Genomic DNA, 17,046 nt, shown 5'->3' on the forward strand with positions numbered 1-17,046 from the left:
GGCGTGCGAGGGTCGTCACAGGAGGGGGTTGCGCTGCCGGGCGCGTGGTCCCCCACGTACCCCCACGTCGACCGCGGCCCGGCAGCGCGGTCCTCAGGCGGCGTCCCCCGAGCCGCCGAGGACGACAGGGGTCTGCGGGTCGAACCGGTAGCCGAGCCCGCGGACCGTGGTGATGACGTGCTCCAGCCCGAGCTTCTCGCGCAGGCGTCGCACGTGGACGTCGATGGTGCGGCTGCCGCTCGCGACCTCGTGGTCGGCCCACACGGTCTCCAGCAGTTCGGCGCGCGTCACGACCCGGTGCGCCGTGCGCGCGAGGTACGACAGCAGCTCGAGCTCGCGGAAGGTCAGGCGCGCCGAGCGGCCCTCCACGGTGACCGTGCGCCCCGCGGGGTCGATGACGACGCGCGGCACGGGCGAGAGGGTCGCGAGCCGCTCGCGGAACGCGGCGATGTCCTGGACGGGCGACGTCGTCGCGGTCGTGGGCTCGGCGAGCGCGAGCGCCGTGTACGTCTCGGCGCTCGGCAGCCAGTCGCGCGCGAGCTCGCCCAGGGCCTCGGCGAGCTCGACGAGCTGCGCCTGCGGCTGCTCGCCCGGTGCGGCGTCGACGCCGACGTAGAGCACGAAGCCGGGGTTGCGCCGCGGGGCGGCGGGCTCGGGCGCCGCCGCGCGGGGTGCGGGGGCGGGCCGCGGTGCGGTGGGGCGCGGCGTCGTCGCCCGGGCGGCGGGGACGCGGGCCGACGGCGTGCGGCGTGCGGTGCGGGTAGCGGTGAGCGTCATGGGTGGCTCCGGGTGCGTCGGGCCGACGGCGACGCCGGGAGTCCGGCGGGTCGGCAGGGGTCGAGGGCTGAACCGAGGTGCGGGAGAGGGTTCAGGCCTGACAACAGACGCACACGACCGCGCCCGGGAGCACGCCGGACGGCGCGCTGACGGGACGGGTCGAGGTGCTCACGGGAGCGAGCATGGCAGCGGAGCGCACGGCACGCCAAGAGGAGCCGTGGAAGTTCTCAGCATGCGGACCGCGGCGATCTCGCGTTCCGGGCGTGCCGAGCGGGCGCCGGGGCGTCCCGGCGGGTGTTCGTGCAGGTGGGGGGTCAGACGACGCCGTACAGGCGGTCGCCCGCGTCGCCCAGGCCGGGCACGATGTACGCCTTCTCGTCGAGGCGCTCGTCGACCGCGGCGACCACGAGCTGGACGTCCACGCGCTCGCCGACCGCCTTCTCCAGCACCTGGATGCCCTCCGGCGCGGCGAGCAGGCACACGGCCGTGACGTCGCGCGCCCCGCGCGCGAAGACGTAGTCGATCGCCGCGACGAGCGTGCCGCCGGTCGCGAGCATCGGGTCCAGCAGGAACACGTGCCGGCCCGTGAGGTCGTCGGGGAGGCGGTTCGCGTAGGTGACCGCCTCGAGCGTCTCCTCGTCGCGCTGCATCCCGAGGAACCCGACCTCCGCCGTGGGCAGGAGCCGCGTCATGCCCTCGAGCATGCCGAGGCCCGCGCGCAGGATCGGCACGACGAGGGGGCGCGGCTCCGCGAGCCGGACGCCGACCGTCCTGGTCACGGGCGTCTCGATCTCGTGCGGCTCGACGCGCACGTCCCGCGTCGCCTCGTAGGCGAGGAGGGTGACCAGCTCGTCGACGAGGAGCCGGAACGTCGAGGACGTCGTCTCCTTGTTCCGCAGGACGGTCAGCTTGTGGGCCACGAGCGGGTGGTCGGCGACGTGCAGGCGCATGGTGACAACGGTATCGGACCGCGGGCCGTCCGCCGTACCGGCCGGTAACCGATCCGTGCACGGGGTGGGCGCCCGGTCGCTAGCCTGGTGCGGCCCGCTCCTACCGACCGGAGGTCCCGTGCCCGACGACGCCGCCCACCCCGGCGAGCCGGCCCACCCGGGCTGCCCCGCCCGCTCGGGCGACCCCGCGCACCGGGGCGACATCGCGCACCCGGAGGAGGGGACGGCGTCGGGCACCGTGCCGCGCGGGCTCGCGATCCCTGCCACGGAGGGCGCGTTCCCGCCCGCCACGGTCGCGGGGCGCCGTCGGACGTGGGACGCCCTCATGGGCCTCGCGCTGCACGAGGCGACCCACGCGCTCGCGAGCGCCGACGTGCCCGTGGGGGCGGTCGTCGTCGGGCCCGACGGGCGGCTGCTCGGCGTGGGGCGCAACCGGCGCGAGGAGACGGGCGACCCGACCGCGCACGCCGAGGTGCTCGCGCTGCGCCAGGCCGCCGCGACGTGGGGGGAGTGGCGCCTCGAGGGCTGCACGCTCGTCGTCACGCTCGAGCCGTGCGTCATGTGCGCGGGCGCGCTCGTGCTGGCGCGCGTCGAGCGGCTCGTGCTCGGGGCGTGGGACCCGAAGGCCGGCGCGACCGGCTCGGTGTGGGACCTCGTGCGCGACCAGCGCGCGAACCACGCCGTCGAGGTCGTCGGCGGCGTGCGCGAGGACGAGTGCGCACGGCTGCTCCGCGACTTCTTCGGCGCGCAGCGCTGAGCGCACCCCCTGTCGTCGCGGTCGCGGAGGGGAGGAAGGACGGCGCCGGGTCTACCATCCGGCGCCTCGTCCCTCGGCGCCTCCCGCCAGGCCCGCCACGACCCGGCGCCGTCCTTCCTCCCCACCGCTCGTGGGTCGGTCGCCTCAGCGCGCGAGCGCCTCGGCGAGGGCGGTCAGGGTCTCCGTGGTGCCGGCCTCGATCTTGAGCGTCGCGAGCGGGTCGCCGCGCGTCCAGCCGCGGTTGACGATGACGACCGGCTTGCCGTCCTTCGCCGCGTGCCGCACGAACCGCAGCCCGCTCAGCACCGTGAGCGACGACCCGGCGACGAGGAGCGCGTCGCCCTCGTCGACCATCGCGAACGCGCGGTCGACCCGTTCGCGCGGCACGTTCTCCCCGAAGTACACGATCTCCGGCTTGAGCACCCCGCCGCAGAACTCGCACGGTGCGGGCCGGAAGTGCGACGTCTGCTCGATCACCGCGTCCGCGTCCGGCGCGATCTCCACGTCGCCCACGTCGCCGATGCTCTCCAGGAACCCCGGGTTGAGCGCGGTCAGGCGCTCGGCCAGGTGCTCGCGCGAGATGACGCGCCCGCACTGCAGGCAGATCACGCGGTCGTAGCGGCCGTGCAGGTCGATGACGTTGCGGCTGCCCGCGTCCTCGTGCAGCAGGTCCACGTTCTGCGTGATGAGCCCGACGAGCACGCCCGCGTCCTCCAGCCGCGCCAGCGCCCGGTGGCCCGCGTTCGGGTGCGTGCGGTGCACGTGCTGCCACCCGACGTGGTTGCGCGCCCAGTAGTGGCGGCGGAACGCCTCGTCCTGCACGAACTGCTGGTACGTCATCGGGTTGCGCGGCGGCGAGTCCGGGCCGCGGTAGTCCGGGATCCCCGAGTCCGTCGACACGCCCGCGCCCGTGAGCGCCGTGACCCGCAGCCCGCGCAGCAGCTCCACCGCGTCCTCGACCGTCCCCGTCCGCGGCGCGGGCTCCGCGCCCGCCGGCGGCTGGCTCGGCCGCCACGCGAGCCGCGACGACAGGGTCGGGACGGCGGACGGCAGGTCGGCGGCCGACGTCGCCACGTGCGCGGGGGAGGCGGTCGTCGGTTCGGTCGGGTCGGTCGGGGACGGCGCGGTCGGGTCGGTGGGCACGTCTCCCACGGTACGACGAGAGCGGGGGCAGAACCCCGGCCGGCCGAGGTAGCCCTGGTCACCCCGAGGGAGCCCCGAGGTCCCGCGAGGTAGAGCCGTGGTCGGGCGAGGTAGAGGCGTGGTCCACGCGAGGTAGAGCCGTGGTTGGGCGAGGTAGAGGCGTGGTCCACGCGAGGTAGAGCCGTGGTTGGGCGAGGTAGAGCCCAGGTCACGCGAGGTAGAGCCATGGTTGGGCTCTACCTCGGTGGAACGCGCGTGCCGGGATTCCGGCCGGGGCGACATGCGGTCAGGATTCGGTGATCGTGCCGGAGGTCGTGCTGCCCTCCGTCGTCGCGCCGTCCTCCGCAGCGCCGTCTTCCGCAGCGCCGTCCCCTGCCGTGCCGGGCCGACGCGCGGCGCCGCCCGGGCCTGCGGTGCCCGACCACTCGCCCGCGACGGCGGTCACCGAGCCGGACGGCGCGGTCACCGTGTAGGTCTCGCCGGTCGTCACGTCGGGGGAGGAGACAACGACGTTCGCCGTCTCCTTGGTGACGGTGAGCTCGGCGACGACGGTGCCGTCGGCCGCCGTGACGGTGACGGTGTCGCCGGCGCTCGCGGAGACGTCGGCGGCGAGCCAGCCCTGCTCGGAGTCGGTGGCCGGGACGACGACCATCCCCGCGCTGCCCGCCGCGACGAGCGAGCCGCCGGAGACGGTGAACGTGCCGTTCACGTCGAGCGCGCCGTTGCCGTCGTTCGTCGGGCCCTGGACGACCGTCTCGCCGCCCGTGACCGTGAGCGACCCGTTCGAGTCGATCCCGTCGCCGCCGGCGTCGATCGTGAGCGTGCCGCCGGAGATCGTCAGCGACGAGCCGTCGTCGGCGTCCATGCCGCCGCCCGCCATGCCGCCCGCTCCGCCGCCGGGGCCGCCCTGCGGCAGGTCGGCGCCGTCGGGGGGCTCGACACCGTCGGGCAGGTCGCCGCCCTGCGGGGGCTCGGGCATCTCGCCGTCGGCCGGCATCTCCGGCGGGGTGCCGCCCGTCGTCCCGCCCGGCGCACCGTCCGGCGGCTCCGGCATGGTGCCGGCGGCCGAGCCGCCCGCCGAGCCGCCCGCTGCCGAGCCGCCTGCGGCCGTGTCGCCTGCTGCCGCGTCGCCCTCGCCGGTGCCGGTCGTCGACCCGACCGTCGCGTTGAGGCCGTCGTCGCTCGCCGTCACGTCGACGTCACCACCGGAGATCGTGAGGGTCGCGCCCTCGATGCCCTCGACGGACGTCGTGACCGTGAGGTCACCGCCGGAGACGGTGACGTCGCCGTCGGCGTGCACGCCGTCGTCGCCGGACGACAGCTCGACGGTCCCGCCCGAGACGGACACGGCGCCGTCCGAGTGCAGCGCGTCGTCGGCGGCGTCGACGGTGACCGTCGCGTCGTCGCCGACCACGACGCCCACGTCGCCCTTGAGGCCCTTCGCGGAGGCGTCCTCGCTCACGTCGGCGCCCCTGCCGCCGGCCGCGGTGACGGTCAGCGTGCCGCCGGAGACGACGACGTCCGTCACCGCCTGCACGCCGTCGTCGCCCGACGTGACGGTGACGTCCCCGCCGCGCACGTCGACGAACCCGAGGGCCGCGTCGCCGTCCTCGGTGGACTTCAGCCCGTCCTGCGCGGCGGTGACGTCGAGCGTCCCGCCTGTGACGACGAGGTAGTCCTTCCCGCGCAGGCCGTCGTCGCCCGCGTCCACGGTGAGGTCGCCGCCCGCGACGACGAGGCCGTCCTTCGAGACGATGCCGTCGTTCGCGTGCGACGTGACGGTGAGCGCGCCGTCGCCGCCGATCACGAGGTCGGCCGTCGAGAACAGCGCGCCGTCGGGCTCGCCGTCGGCGTCCAGCTCGGAGGGCTCCTCGGCGTCGGTGAGGCTGTTCGTCGAGCCGTCGGCGAGGACCACCGCGACCTTCTCCGCGTCCTGGACGTTCACGGCGGAGTTGGTCGTCGAGGTGATGTCGGCGTCGTCGAGCACGAGCTGGACGAGGCCGTCCTCGGCGGTGTCGACGACGACCTGGCCCTCCAGCGTGCCGCTCAGCACGTACGTGCCGGGGGCGGTCACGGTGACGGTCGCGCCGTCGACGGTCACGCCGTCGCCGTCCACGGTGGCGGTGCCGCCGTCGAGCGCGACGGTCGTCGCCGACGCCTCGTCGACCGCGAGGTCGGCGTCGTCCACCGTCACCTCGGCGTTGTCGGCGCGCGCCTCCTCGGGGGTGAGGCCGGCGACGGCGTCGGACGCGGCGGTCGAGCCGGTGGTGCTCGCGCTCGCGGACGTGTCGTCCGTGGCGGCGTCGCTGCCCAGGACCGAGCAGCCGGCGAGGACGGCGGCCGCCGCGGCCGCGGTGAGGTACGTGAGGGGTCGTCGGATGCGCATCACAGGCTCCTGTCGTCGTGCCCGGGGGTGCGGGCGGGGTGTCGGGCGAGGTCGTGGCCGGGAGTCCGGCCGGACGTCGTGCCGCCCGGGGAGGGGGTGAGGTGGCGGCGGATCACGCGCCGCCAGGGGCCGTCGGGCAGGTCGGGGCGCAGCAGCGCCAGCCCGGTGCCGTACTTCGAGATCCGCTCGGGGCGGTGCCCGTGCCGCCACAGCAGCCGGTCGAGGTCCGACGGCGTCGAGCCGCCCTTCGTCTCGACGACCGCCAGGTGGGTGACGGGCCAGGAGAGGGGCCGGGCGCCGTCGGGCCGGTCGAGCTCCCACGTGAGCCCGGTGTCCACGGTGGCGCGCGCGGCGCCGTCGGGCCGGGGGAGCAGGAGCGTCGTGCGGCGGTACCGCGACACGAGGCCGGGTGCCAGCGCGTGCTCCGGCACGCCGTCGATGCCCTCGGCGGCGAGCGTCCGGTGGACGAACTCCTGCCCGCCGTCGAGCGTCGTCGGGCACTCGTGCGCGACGCGCTGCTTGAGCGTCGTGCCACGCGCGGCGCGCGTCTTGACCTCGAGGAAGCTCGTCCCGGAGTCGAGGTACGTGCGCGTGCGGACCTTGAACCGCCGACGGCGGCGCGTCGCCGTGAGGCGGAACGACGCGAGGTCGGGCGTGTCGAAGTACACCGACTCGTAGGCCGCGCTGCGCGCGCCGTCGATCTCCAGGACGCGCGCGGCGGTCGTGCGGGCGAGGGCGTCGAGCACGGCGACCGCGTCGTCCACCGGCAGGACGTACTTGCGGTCGACCCGGGTCAGCAGTGCGGCGGTCCCGACGAGCTCGTCGAGGTCCACCCCGGCGAGCGGCTGCAGGGCGGCGCGCACGCGGTCGTCGGCCGGGAGGGTCTGCGGGCTCACGCGCGCACCCCCGTCCGGGCGGGGAGACCGTCCGGGGCCGTGGCGGCCACGCGGAGCGGCGCGGCGTCGGCCGCGAGCGGGGGGACGTCGTCGGGCAGGACGGCCGGACGGGCCGGGCGCGCGCCCCGACGCGGCGTCCGTGGGGCGGTCCAGCGGACGTCGACCCAGGTCGTGTCGTTGACGAGGTCGAGCCGCTGCACGCTCACCCCGCGGACCTCGGCGCCGAGCAGCTCCTCCAGGTAGCGCGTGAGCTCGGCCGGGTCGGCGAGGGCGCGGTCGACGACGACGGTCTGGCTCTGCGCGCGGCGCAGGACGCGCGGGTGGTCGACGACGGCCATCACCCCGACGACGAGTGCCATGCCCGCGAGGGACAGCCAGCCGGTGGTCGCGCCGAGGCCGCCGAGGAGGCCCAGCGCGAGGGCCGCGAAGTAGTAGGCGACCTCGGTCTGCGAGAGCTCGGTCGAGCGGAGGCGGATGATCGACAGGACGCCGAAGAGCCCGAGCCCCAGACCGGCGCCGACGCTGCTCGTCGCGAGCGTCGCCGCGACCGCGAGCACCCCCACGTTGACGCCGAGGTACGCGACGACGAGGTCACGGCGGCGGTGCCGGGGGAAGTAGAGGCCGAACGCGAGGACGGTGACCGCGACGAGGTCGACGAGGTACAGGACGGGCTGGGACACGAGGCCTCCGGGTGCCGGGGCGCTGGGCGCCGTGGTCGAGGAAGTCCCCATTCCGCCGGGCGAGCCTGTGCGGTCGCTGTGGAGGGCACAGGGTGCGTGTATGAGTTCCCTCGGGCCCACGAGCGCGCGACTCGCGCTGCTCCGCAGGGCGGTGACCGGCGTCACGACCCCGCGCCCAGGCGGTGATGTTAGCCTCACCTAAGTCACCGACGAGAGGTTGTCATGTCGACCACCACCGCGCCCGCCCCGCGGCGCGCCCGCCCCCAGACGGTCCTCGAGGTCCTCGAGACCGCGTGGCTCTCCCCGCACCTCGTGCGCGTCGTCGCCGGGGGCGACGGGTTCGCCGCGTTCACGACGAACGAGCACACCGACAAGTACGTCAAGATCTACTTCGCCACGCCCGAGCTCGGCCTCGAGCCGCCCTACGACGTCGCGGCGCTGCGCGACACGCTCGCGCCCGAGGACGTGCCCGTCACCCGCACGTACACCGTGCGCTGGGTCGACGAGGCGGCGCAGCGGCTCGCGATCGACTTCGTCGTGCACGGCGACGAGGGCCTCGCCGGGCCGTGGGCCGCGCGCGCGAAGCCCGGCGACCGCCTCGTCCTCTCCGGCCCGGGCGGCGGGTACCTGCCCGACCCGGCCGCCGACTGGCACCTGCTCGCCGGCGACGACTCCGCGCTCCCCGCGATCGCCGCCGCGCTCGAGGCCATGCCGCGCGACGCCGTCGGGCACGCCGTGCTCGAGGTCGGGACCGAGGCGGACCGCCTGCCGCTCGAGGCGCCCGACGGCGTCGAGGTCACCTGGGTGCTGCGCGGCGACGCGCCGGCCGGGACGACGACGCTCCTGCCCGACGCCGTCGCCGACCTCCCGTGGCGCGAGGGCCGCGTCCACGTCTTCGCGCACGGCGAGCGCGGCGCCATGAAGGCCCTGCGCCGCGTCTTCACCGAGCGCGGCGTGCCCCGCTCCGACCTGTCGCTCTCCGGCTACTGGGCCTACGGCCGCGCGGAGGACCGCTTCCAGGCGGAGAAGCGCGAGCCCGTCGGCCAGATCTTCGAGGACTGAGGAGTCCCATGCACCGCACCAGCACCACCCGCCCCCGCCGCGCGCTCGCGGCCGTGTCCGCGCTCGCCGTCCTCGCGCTCGCCGCGTGCTCGTCCGGCGACGGCTCCGGGGACCCCACGCCCTCCGGCAGCACCACCGCCGACGGCGCCGCCGACACCTTCCCGGTGACCATCCCCACCGCGTTCGGCGACGTCGAGATCCCCGAGGAGCCGGAGCGTGTCGTCGCGCTCGGGTGGGGCGACGCCGAGACCGCCCTCGCGCTCGGCGCCCAGCCCGTCGGTGCGAGCGACTGGCTCGCGTTCGGCGGCGACGGCGTCGGCCCGTGGCTCGCCGACGCGTACGACGAGTCGCCCGAGATCATCGGCACCCTCGAGCCGTCGTACGAGCAGATCGCCGTGCTCGACCCCGACGTCATCCTCGACGTGAAGTCGTCCGGCGACCCCGAGCGGTACCAGCGGCTCTCCGAGATCGCCCCGACCGTCGCCATTCCCGAGGGCGGCGAGGCCTACCTCACGCCCATGGAGGACCAGGTCGGCATGATCGCCGCCGCCCTCGGGCGCAGCGAGGCCGGCGACGAGCTGCTCGCCGAGGTCGACGACGCGTTCGCCGCCGCGCGCGACGAGCACCCCGAGTTCGCGGGCAAGACCGCCGTCATCGGGTCCTACTGGGCCGAGGGCTTCGGCGCCTACGTCTCGACCTCCAGCCGCGGCGAGTTCATGCAGGGCCTCGGGTTCGACACCAAGCCCGAGATCGACGAGGCCGCCGGCGAGGAGTTCTCCGCCACCCTCGGCACCGAGAACGTCGACCTGCTCGACGCCGACCTCACCGTCATCCAGCCCATCGGCTTCACCGCCGCCGACGTCGAGGCCCTCCCCATCTTCCAGACCGTGCCGTCCGTCGCCGACGGCCGCTACGTCGTGTTCGACGACAGGGACCTCTCCAACGCCTTCTCGCTCGGCACGCCCACGGCCGTGATCTACGCGATCGACAACGTCACCCCGCTGTTCGCCGAGGCGCTCGCCGGGAAGTGACGCCCGTGCCTTTTGGCGGGGTTCGTGATGCCCGCGCGGTCCGGCGGCGGGTGATGCCCGACGGCGTGGGGCGGGCCGGGTGGTCCGGCTCCGCGCGGGCGTCGAGCGGGGCGTGAGTGACCCGGCGCAGGACCGGCTGACCGGCCGATTCGGTGTCCGGGGGTGGGACCAGGTATCCTTCCTGGGCCGGGTATCCCGGCGAGGTAGCGTGTCCGAGCGGCCTAAGGAGCACGCCTCGAAAGCGTGTGTGGGTGAAAGTCCACCGTGGGTTCAAATCCCACCGCTACCGCCACCCGAAGGGCCCCACCCGCAGAGTTCTGCGGCGGTGGGGCCCTTCGTCGTACGCCGCCCTCCGGTTTCACTCCGTCTTGCCCTGCTGACCGCCTCCCGGCGGGGCCCCGCGCTCCGCCCGCTGCGCTCGCTTCGCGCACCCCATCGTCCGGCGGCTCACATTGCGGAGGGGCCCAGGAGTCGTTCCGAGACCGCCTCGTCGTCACACAGCCGCGCTCACGTCCAGTAGCGAGGGTCCCGCCACCAGTAGCCGTCGAGATCGCCGACCATCCGAACATCGGAGTCGCGCACGAGCCGCCGCAGCTCTCGCCCGGCGCCCGACGATGACTGACGCATCAGGGACTCGATGATGTCGCGTGTCTCAGCGAGGGGCCTGTGGAAGCCGCAGCACTCCCAGATGCCGCAGCTGGTCACGGTCGGTTCGACCACGGCATCGGCGCGTGTCCAGACCGACAACGCGACGAGGAGCGATCCGCGCATCAGGCCTGCCCGATGCTCGTACTGGAGCACCGCCGCTCGGGCTGACCCGGACAGGCTGCCGCCACCGACCTTCGGTCTTCGGAGCGGAGTCGTCGCTCGCGCGATCAACTGCGCCTCCGCGCGCAGCTGGGAAGGACGCCTACGCGGCATGTCCCTTCGTGGAGGTGTGCATGCCGCGATCGTAGGGGCGCGGAAGGAGCTGCGTCCATCCGTCACTGTCCGGCCCCGAACCGACAGCCGAGCATCCGGCCAGCTCCGGCTTGCGTCAAGGGCGCCTGCGCGGTCGCTGCGCGATGGCCTGCGGCCACCCTTGACCCGGATCTCCGCGGAACTCTTGTGAGGCCGCGCGTCGGTGCGGGTCAGCGGCGATCCCATGCAGTCTCGACCGAGGGCATGACAGGCGACCATCCAAGCCACCGCTACCAGCCCGGAGGGTCCCATTCGCGGAACCTGCGGCTGTCGGGCCCTTCATTGTCACTCGGTCGTGCTGAGACGCGCGCCGCCGACGTGGCGCGATGAGTTCCCGCCCGCACGGAGGTCTGTCGTGCAGACCACCGGAGCCGAGGAGGACGCGATGAAGCTGTTGCTCACGTCAGAGGGAGGCACGAACCCGACCATCGAGGGGGCGCTCGTCGGGCTGCTGGGCCGGCCGATCGGTGAGTGCTCGGCGCTGTGCATCCCGACGGCGTTGTACGGCCACCCGTGGGTGGGGCCGGGGAAGAACGCCCGGGACTTCATCACGGGGGAGTCGGACCACATGGCGGGCCTGGGGTGGGGGTCGGTCGGCGTGCTGGAGCTGACGGCGCTGCCGAGCATCCCGGCGGACCGCTGGGTGCCGCTCGTCCGGGAGACGGACGTGCTGCTGGCTGCGGGCGGTGACGCGGGCTACCTGGCGTACTGGATGCGGCGGTCCGGGTTCGCGGACCTCGTGCCGTCGCTCACCGACACGGTCTACGTCGGGATGAGCGGCGGCAGCATGGCCCTGACGCCGCGCATCGGCGAGGAGTTCGTGGGGTGGGAGCCGCCCGACGGCGAGGACGCGACGACGCTGGGGCTCGTCGACTTCTCGATGTTCCCCCACCTGGGCCACCCGGACCTGCCCGACAACACGGAGGCGGCCGCACGGCGGTGGGTCGCCGCCCTGGGCGGGCCGGCCTACGCGGTCGACGACGAGACCGCGTTCGTGGTCGACGGCGCGGTCGAGGTCGTGTCCGAGGGCGTCTGGCACCGCCTGGCGTAACCCGCGCCGGCGCAACCCGTCCCTGGGCCCGGCTCGACCCGCTCCGGCGTCGGGCCCGACCCTCACCCCGACCGGCGCGACGCCCGCACGACGGCCGTCGCGGACGCGAGGCCGAGCACGAGGAACGCTCCGGCGACGAGCAGTGACCCGCGCGTCGCGTCGGCGAACCCGGACGCGAGCGCGTCGACGACCTCGGGTTCCTGCGGCCCGAGCTCGCCGTGCGTGCCCTCCGCGCGCAGCTTCGCGATGACGTCGCCGGCGGAGCCGCTCGTCGCGTCGGCGAGGCGCGTGACCTCGGCGTCGGGCAGGCCCTCGCCGTCGAGGGCCGCGGGCACGGCGCTCGCGAGCAGGACGGCGAGCGCGGTCCCGACGAGCGCGGTCCCGAGCGCGGAGCCGACCTGCCGCGCCGTCGACTGCGTGGCGGAGCCCTGGCCGGACTCCTCGGCGGGGACCTGCACGAGGGTCGTGCTGGTGAGCTGTGCCGACGCCAGCCCCAGTCCGACGCCGTAGACGACGAGCAGGACCGCGAGCAGCCACGGCGAGACGGTCGCGGTGACCGTGAGCGCGACGGCGGCGACCCCCACGATCTCGAGCGCGAGGCCGATGACCACGACGAGCGGGGCGCCGACGGCGGCGGCGAGGTGACGCGCCGACGCGCCGGAGAGGAACGCGCCGAGTGCCATCGCCGCGAGCACGAGCCCGGCGCCCATGGTGGACAGCGCGAGCACGTTCACGAGGAAGAGCGGCAGGACGAAGATGATGCCGAACTCGCCGACGGCGACGGTCGTCGCGGCGACGTTGCCCCACCGGAACGTCGGGATGCGGAAGAGCGTGAGGTCGAGCAGCGCGGACCGCCGCACGCGCGCGCGGTGCCGTTCCCACACGACGAAGAGCACGAGCAGGAGCAGCCCGGCGGCGAGGAAGACCGGGGTCGGCGAGACGGGCGCGGACGCCGGCCAGGTCGCCCCGAGCAGCTCGACGTCACCCTTCGGGCTCCACCAGCCGAACGTCTGGCCCTCGATGAGCCCGAACACGAGCGCGCCGAACCCGAGCGCGGACAGCAGGAGCCCGACGAGGTCGAGCCCGGGGGCGAACGCGTGCGCCCGGGTCTCGGGCACCCAGAGGTAGGCGCCGACCACGACGAGCGCGCCGACGGGGACATTGACGAGGAAGATCCACGGCCAGGTGAACGACGTCGTGATCCACCCGCCCGCGAGCGGGCCGACCGCGGCGGCGCCGGAGATGACAGCGCCCCACACCCCGAACGCCGCGGCCCGGTCCTTGCCGCGGAACGTCGCGTTCACGGTCGACAGCGTCGAGGGCAGGATCGCGGCCGCGCCGAGGCCCTGGGCGAGCCGCCCGACGATGAGCGAGCCGCCGTCGTCGGCCGCGGCGGCGAGCAGCGACCCGGCGAGGAAGACGACGACGCCCACCACGAGGAGCCGCCGTCGCCCGAGCCGGTCGCCGAGACGCCCCGACGAGAGCAGCAGCGCGGCCAGCACGACGGCGTACGAGGCGCTGATCCACTGCGCCTCGCTCAGCCCGAGGTTCAGGTCGGCGACGATGTCCGGGACGGCGACGGCGACGATCGTCCCGTCGATGACGACCATCGACAGCGCGACCGCCAGGACGACGAGCGCGCGCCACCGGTTGGCGTGGGCCCGCGGGTCGACCGCGGGTTCGTCGTCCTCGGGTGGTTCGGTCTGCGGCGCGTTCCCCTGCACGGACTCCACGGGGCCTCCCTGGTGTCGTGACGCGGCCCTGCGTCCAGGATCGCCGCGCACGCGGGGGAGCGCATCAGCAGCGCCGGGCAGTTCAGGCGCGGTAGCGCGCGACCGCTCCCGCCGCGAGGTCGCGCCACGGGAGGGACGCCGGGCCGTCGTCGCCCGCGACGGCGCGGCGCGTGCGGGAGGCGAGCGCGCCGTCGTAGAGCGCGAGGAGCTCGGCCGCGAGGGCGCCGGGGTCTGCGGCGCCGGTCGCGGCGGCGAGGTCGCGCAGCCGGTCGACGAGCAGCCGGGTGTCGGCGGCGAGCCATTGGTACGCGGGGTGCTCGGGGTCGGTGACCTCGACCGCGGCGGCGAGGAACGCGCAGCCGCGGGTGCTCGTCGCGGTGGGGAAGCCGTCGAGCGCGTCGAAGACGGCGAGCGCCCGTGCGTCCGCGTCGTCCCCGCAGCGATCCAGCGCCACGTCCCACGCGGCCCGCCAGCGCTCGTGCCGCCGCTCCAGGTAGGCCGCGACGAGGTGGTCCTTGCCGGCGAAGTGCGCGTACAGGGTCGCGGGGGAGACCTCAGCGCGGCGGAGCACGGCGTCGACGCCGGTCGCCGCGATCCCGTGCTCGACGAACAGCGCCTCCGCGGCATCGAGCAGGCGGTCGCGGGCCGGTCGGCGTGCGTCGGTCCGGGGCATGGGGATAGCGTAACGATCACTATGCTGAAACGATCGTTACACCCCGCCGCACCAGCCCCCGGCCGCGTGGTCGCCGCGGGCACCGGCCTCGTCGCGGTGACGTACGGCGTCGTCCGCTACGGGTACGGTCTCCAGCTCCCGACGCTCACGACCGAGCTCGGCCTCTCGTCCGCCGCCGCGGGCGCGATCGCCGCGGGCAGCTTCGCCGCGTACTGCGCCGCCGCGCTCGGGGCGCAGCGCGCGATGGCCCGACGCTCCCCGCGCGCGGTCGTCTGGGCCGCAGCGGCGCTCGCCGCGGCAGGGGCGGTCCTGGTCGGGCTGTCGTGGTCGTCCGCGAGCCTCGCGGCGGGCGTGCTCGTCGCGGGCAGCGCCGCCGGTGCGGCGTCGCCCGCGCTCGTCGCCGCGGTCGGCGCGACGGCCGACGGCCGCCGGGCCGGGCGCATGCAGGCCGTCGTGAACTCCGGGACGGGCGTCGGCGTGGCGCTCGTGGGGCGGCGACGCTCGTCGCGCCGGACGTCTGGCGTCCCGTGTGGTGCGCCGCCGCGGTCGGGGCGGTGGTCACGGCGGCGGTCGCCGACCGGAGCGCGCGCTGGCCCGCGGCCCCCGAGTCGCCGCCCGCGTCCGGCGGCGCGGGCGGGCGGTCGCTCGGGCGCGCCGGGTTCGCGGCCGCGGTGGCCGGGATCGGCAGCGCTGCGGTCTGGACGTTCGGGCGCGACCTCGTCACCGTGACCGGTGGCCTCCCCGGCCGCACGACGGCGGCCCTCTGGTGCCTCCTCGGCGCGGCGGCGGTCCTCGGTGCCCTCAGCGGCGACGCCGTCCGCGTGCTCGGTCTGCGCGGCGCCTGGGTCGTGACGGCCGTCGCGACGGCGGTCGGCACCGCCGCCCTGGCCCTCGCCCCGGGCAGCGTGCCCGTCGTCGCGGTGGCGGGCGCGCTCTTCGGCGGCGCCTACACCGCCCTCAGCGGCGTGCTCATCGCGTGGGGCACCGTGCTGCGCCCGCACGCCGCCGGACGCGCGACCGCCGCGCTCTTCGTCACGCTCACGGCCGGGCAGGCGGTCGGCGCGCTCGCGACGGGCGGGCTGAGCGACGTCGTCGGGCCGCAGGCCGCGTTCTGGGTGGGCGCGGCGTTCCTCCTCGTCGCGGCCGGGGTCGTCCCGCGCGTGCCCGACGGCGCGGGGCCCGGTCGGGAGCGCGCCGACCGCCCGTCGTCGGGCAGGGCCGGGACGGAGGGGACGAGCGCGGACAGGGCGAGCACGGACGGGACGAACAGAGGCGCGACGAGCGCGGGCGAGACGAGCGCGGGCGAGACGAGCGCGGGCGAGACGAGCGCGGACGGGACGAGCACGGACGACACACGCGCGGGCGCGGCGGCTCGCGGCTACACGTCGTCGTCGGCGGGCGAGGCGCGCACGGGCTCACCGTCGGGGCCGAGCGGCTCGACGAGCGCGAGCGCCTCCGCCTCCGGGTCGACCCAGCGCTGGTAGCCCGGGCCGGTCCGCGCCGTCTCGAAGCGGACGGCGACGCGGCCGTCGTCGCCGACGCGCACGACCCACCCGCGCCCGTCAGCCGGGGTGGCGACGTCGAGGCCGGGGGCGAGGAGGGCGGCCGTCGCCTGGACGGGTCCTGTCGCGGCGGCGCCGGGCGCCTCGGCACCCACCGACTCTGCACCCACCGACTCTGCACCGACCGCCCCGGGGCCGACCGCCTCATCGCCCGCCGCCTCGGCGCCCACCACCTCCGCGGCGATCGGAACGGCGGGGTCCTCCGCCGCGTCCGCGCCGAGCGGCAGCATGAGCTGCGCGTGCTCGGACAGCGCGTGGAACGCGACCCCGAGCAGGCGGACGGGCTCGGTGACGTCCGCGAGGCGCAGCGCGCGGTGGGCCGCGTCGCGGAGGGCGCCCTCGTCGGTCGTCGGGCGAGACAGCGTGACCGAGCGGGTGAGGGTCGTGAACGACGCGAGGCGCACCTTGACCACGACGGTGCGTGCCGCGACGGCGTGCCGCTCGAGGCGGGCGAGCGCGGCGTCGACCACGGGATCGAGCGCCGCGGCGATCGCGGACCGGCCGTGGAGGTCGGTGTCGAACGTGTGCTCCGCGCCCGCGGACTTGCGCTCACGGACCGTGGAGACCGGGCGGTCGTCCCAGCCGCGCGCGATCCGGTAGAGGTTGGTGCCGCCCGCCTCGCCCGCGACGAGGAGCAGGGTGTCGAGCGGCTGACGGCGCAGGTCGGCGACCGTGCGCACCCCGAGCTCGTCGAGCCGCGCGGCCGACACCGGGCCGACGCCCCAGAGCGCTCGCACGGGCAGGTCGAGCAGGAACGGGTCCTCGTCGTCGGCCCCGACGACCCGGACGCCGCCCGGCTTCGCGGCCTCCGAGGCGAGCTTCGCGACGAGCTTGGACCGCCCGAGCCCGAGCGAGACGGGCAGGCCGCTCAGCTCGCGCGCCCGCTCGCGGATCCCCGTGGCGAGCGCCTCGAGGTCGGTCTCCGGCCCGACGGCCGCGGCGACGTCGGCGAACGCCTCGTCGATGCTCACGGGCTCGACGAGGTCTGTCACCTCGCGCAGCGCCGCCATGATGCGGGCCGAGTAGGCGGAGTACGCGGCGAACCGCGGCACGACGACGACCGTCGACGGCGGGCACAGCCGCCGCGCCTGCTCCATCGGCATCGCCGAGCGGGCGCCGTACTGCCGGGCCTCGTACGACGCCGTCGCGACGACGCTGCGCGGCCCCACGCCGCCGACGAGCACCGGGCGCCCGCGCAGCGACGGGCGCTGGTGCTGCTCGACCGCGGCGAAGAACGCGTCGGCGTCGAGGTGCGCGATCGTCGGACGGGCGCGCAGCACGGGGGCGTGCGGCGCACGGTCGAAGCTCACCGCCCTACTCTGCGCCCTGCCACCGACAGCGGTAAGAGTTTCGTTCGGACCCTGGCGTGACGGGGACGCGCGCGG

General features: G+C 75.8%; 15 protein-coding genes, 1 tRNA gene and 1 pseudogene. 7 read left to right on the top strand and 10 right to left on the bottom strand.

The features are described from left to right. Window positions 1-93: 93 nt before the first annotated feature. Both B8281_RS06360 and upp read right to left on the bottom strand, forming a co-directional pair. A complete protein-coding gene (locus B8281_RS06360) occupies window positions 94-777 on the bottom strand; it encodes a winged helix-turn-helix domain-containing protein (RefSeq protein ID WP_061268839.1) in 684 nt (227 codons plus the stop codon). A gap of 314 nt (window positions 778-1,091) precedes the next feature. Further along, window positions 1,092-1,727, bottom strand: coding sequence for a uracil phosphoribosyltransferase (upp, locus tag B8281_RS06365; RefSeq protein WP_021482058.1), 636 nt, complete (start codon window positions 1,725-1,727; stop codon window positions 1,092-1,094). Between the two features lie 325 nt (window positions 1,728-2,052). Here upp and B8281_RS06370 point away from each other — a divergent pair, with 325 nt between their 5' ends. Then, window positions 2,053-2,484: a nucleoside deaminase gene (locus tag B8281_RS06370; RefSeq protein WP_074804208.1), complete on the top strand. Its 432-nt coding sequence runs from the start codon at window positions 2,053-2,055 to the stop codon at window positions 2,482-2,484. A 144-nt stretch (window positions 2,485-2,628) separates the two neighbouring features. On the opposite strand, the gene B8281_RS06375 is transcribed toward B8281_RS06370, so the two are convergent. The 4 genes from B8281_RS06375 to B8281_RS06390 form a co-directional block, all read right to left on the bottom strand. Then, window positions 2,629-3,432, bottom strand: a complete 804-nt coding sequence (locus B8281_RS06375; protein ID WP_114554285.1) for an NAD-dependent protein deacetylase — start codon at window positions 3,430-3,432, stop codon at window positions 2,629-2,631. A gap of 481 nt (window positions 3,433-3,913) precedes the next feature. Continuing rightward, complete coding sequence (locus B8281_RS06380; protein WP_085388640.1) at window positions 3,914-6,013, bottom strand: carbohydrate-binding domain-containing protein; 2,100 nt, start codon at window positions 6,011-6,013, stop codon at window positions 3,914-3,916. Beyond that, on the bottom strand, window positions 6,013-6,909 hold the full coding sequence (locus tag B8281_RS06385) for a polyphosphate polymerase domain-containing protein (RefSeq protein ID WP_232322699.1): 897 nt from the start codon (window positions 6,907-6,909) through the stop codon (window positions 6,013-6,015). The genes B8281_RS06380 and B8281_RS06385 overlap by 1 nt, the downstream gene beginning before the upstream one ends. Beyond that, window positions 6,906-7,589 (bottom strand): DUF4956 domain-containing protein, encoded by a 684-nt coding sequence (locus tag B8281_RS06390; protein WP_198163170.1) that lies wholly within the window; start codon window positions 7,587-7,589, stop codon window positions 6,906-6,908. The genes B8281_RS06385 and B8281_RS06390 overlap by 4 nt, the downstream gene beginning before the upstream one ends. A gap of 222 nt (window positions 7,590-7,811) precedes the next feature. Between B8281_RS06390 and B8281_RS06395 the strand changes: the two genes are divergently transcribed. The 3 genes from B8281_RS06395 to B8281_RS06405 all read left to right on the top strand — a co-directional run bounded on the left by B8281_RS06395 (window position 7,812) and on the right by B8281_RS06405 (window position 9,974). Next, complete coding sequence (locus B8281_RS06395) at window positions 7,812-8,651, top strand: siderophore-interacting protein (protein WP_085387268.1); 840 nt, start codon at window positions 7,812-7,814, stop codon at window positions 8,649-8,651. Window positions 8,652-8,659: 8 nt separating this feature from the next. After that, entirely contained in the window at window positions 8,660-9,682 is a 1,023-nt protein-coding gene (locus B8281_RS06400) for an iron-siderophore ABC transporter substrate-binding protein (RefSeq protein ID WP_085387269.1), read from the top strand. Between the two features lie 202 nt (window positions 9,683-9,884). Continuing rightward, window positions 9,885-9,974 (top strand) — tRNA-Ser (locus B8281_RS06405). A gap of 215 nt (window positions 9,975-10,189) precedes the next feature. On the opposite strand, the gene B8281_RS06410 is transcribed toward B8281_RS06405, so the two are convergent. After that, window positions 10,190-10,483, bottom strand: a complete 294-nt coding sequence (locus B8281_RS06410; protein ID WP_043656487.1) for a hypothetical protein — start codon at window positions 10,481-10,483, stop codon at window positions 10,190-10,192. Window positions 10,484-11,027: 544 nt separating this feature from the next. Here B8281_RS06410 and B8281_RS06415 point away from each other — a divergent pair. Beyond that, entirely contained in the window at window positions 11,028-11,693 is a 666-nt protein-coding gene (locus tag B8281_RS06415) for a Type 1 glutamine amidotransferase-like domain-containing protein (protein ID WP_085388641.1), read from the top strand. Between the two features lie 62 nt (window positions 11,694-11,755). On the opposite strand, the gene B8281_RS06420 is transcribed toward B8281_RS06415, so the two are convergent. Both B8281_RS06420 and B8281_RS06425 read right to left on the bottom strand, forming a co-directional pair. After that, window positions 11,756-13,426 (bottom strand): DHA2 family efflux MFS transporter permease subunit, encoded by a 1,671-nt coding sequence (locus tag B8281_RS06420; RefSeq protein ID WP_157446592.1) that lies wholly within the window; start codon window positions 13,424-13,426, stop codon window positions 11,756-11,758. An 82-nt stretch (window positions 13,427-13,508) separates the two neighbouring features. After that, window positions 13,509-14,099 (bottom strand): TetR/AcrR family transcriptional regulator, encoded by a 591-nt coding sequence (locus B8281_RS06425; RefSeq protein WP_085387271.1) that lies wholly within the window; start codon window positions 14,097-14,099, stop codon window positions 13,509-13,511. A gap of 21 nt (window positions 14,100-14,120) precedes the next feature. On the opposite strand from B8281_RS06425, the pseudogene B8281_RS20100 reads away from it, so the two are divergent. Further along, window positions 14,121-14,531 (top strand): annotated as a pseudogene (locus tag B8281_RS20100) (MFS transporter); the annotation flags it as partial. Window positions 14,532-14,653: 122 nt separating this feature from the next. Continuing rightward, window positions 14,654-15,583 carry a YbfB/YjiJ family MFS transporter gene (locus B8281_RS06430; RefSeq protein ID WP_085387272.1) on the top strand — a complete coding sequence of 310 codons (930 nt, stop codon included), beginning with the start codon at window positions 14,654-14,656 and terminating at the stop codon, window positions 15,581-15,583. Here B8281_RS06430 and B8281_RS06435 read toward each other — a convergent pair. Next, window positions 15,478-16,971: a DNA polymerase IV gene (locus tag B8281_RS06435; protein ID WP_198163171.1), complete on the bottom strand. Its 1,494-nt coding sequence runs from the start codon at window positions 16,969-16,971 to the stop codon at window positions 15,478-15,480. The two genes, B8281_RS06430 and B8281_RS06435, sit on opposite strands and share 106 nt — an antisense overlap. Window positions 16,972-17,046 lie beyond the last annotated feature (75 nt).

This window comes from Cellulosimicrobium sp. TH-20 (assembly GCF_002105775.1).
Taxonomy (GTDB): Bacteria; Actinomycetota; Actinomycetes; order Actinomycetales; family Cellulomonadaceae; genus Cellulosimicrobium; species Cellulosimicrobium funkei.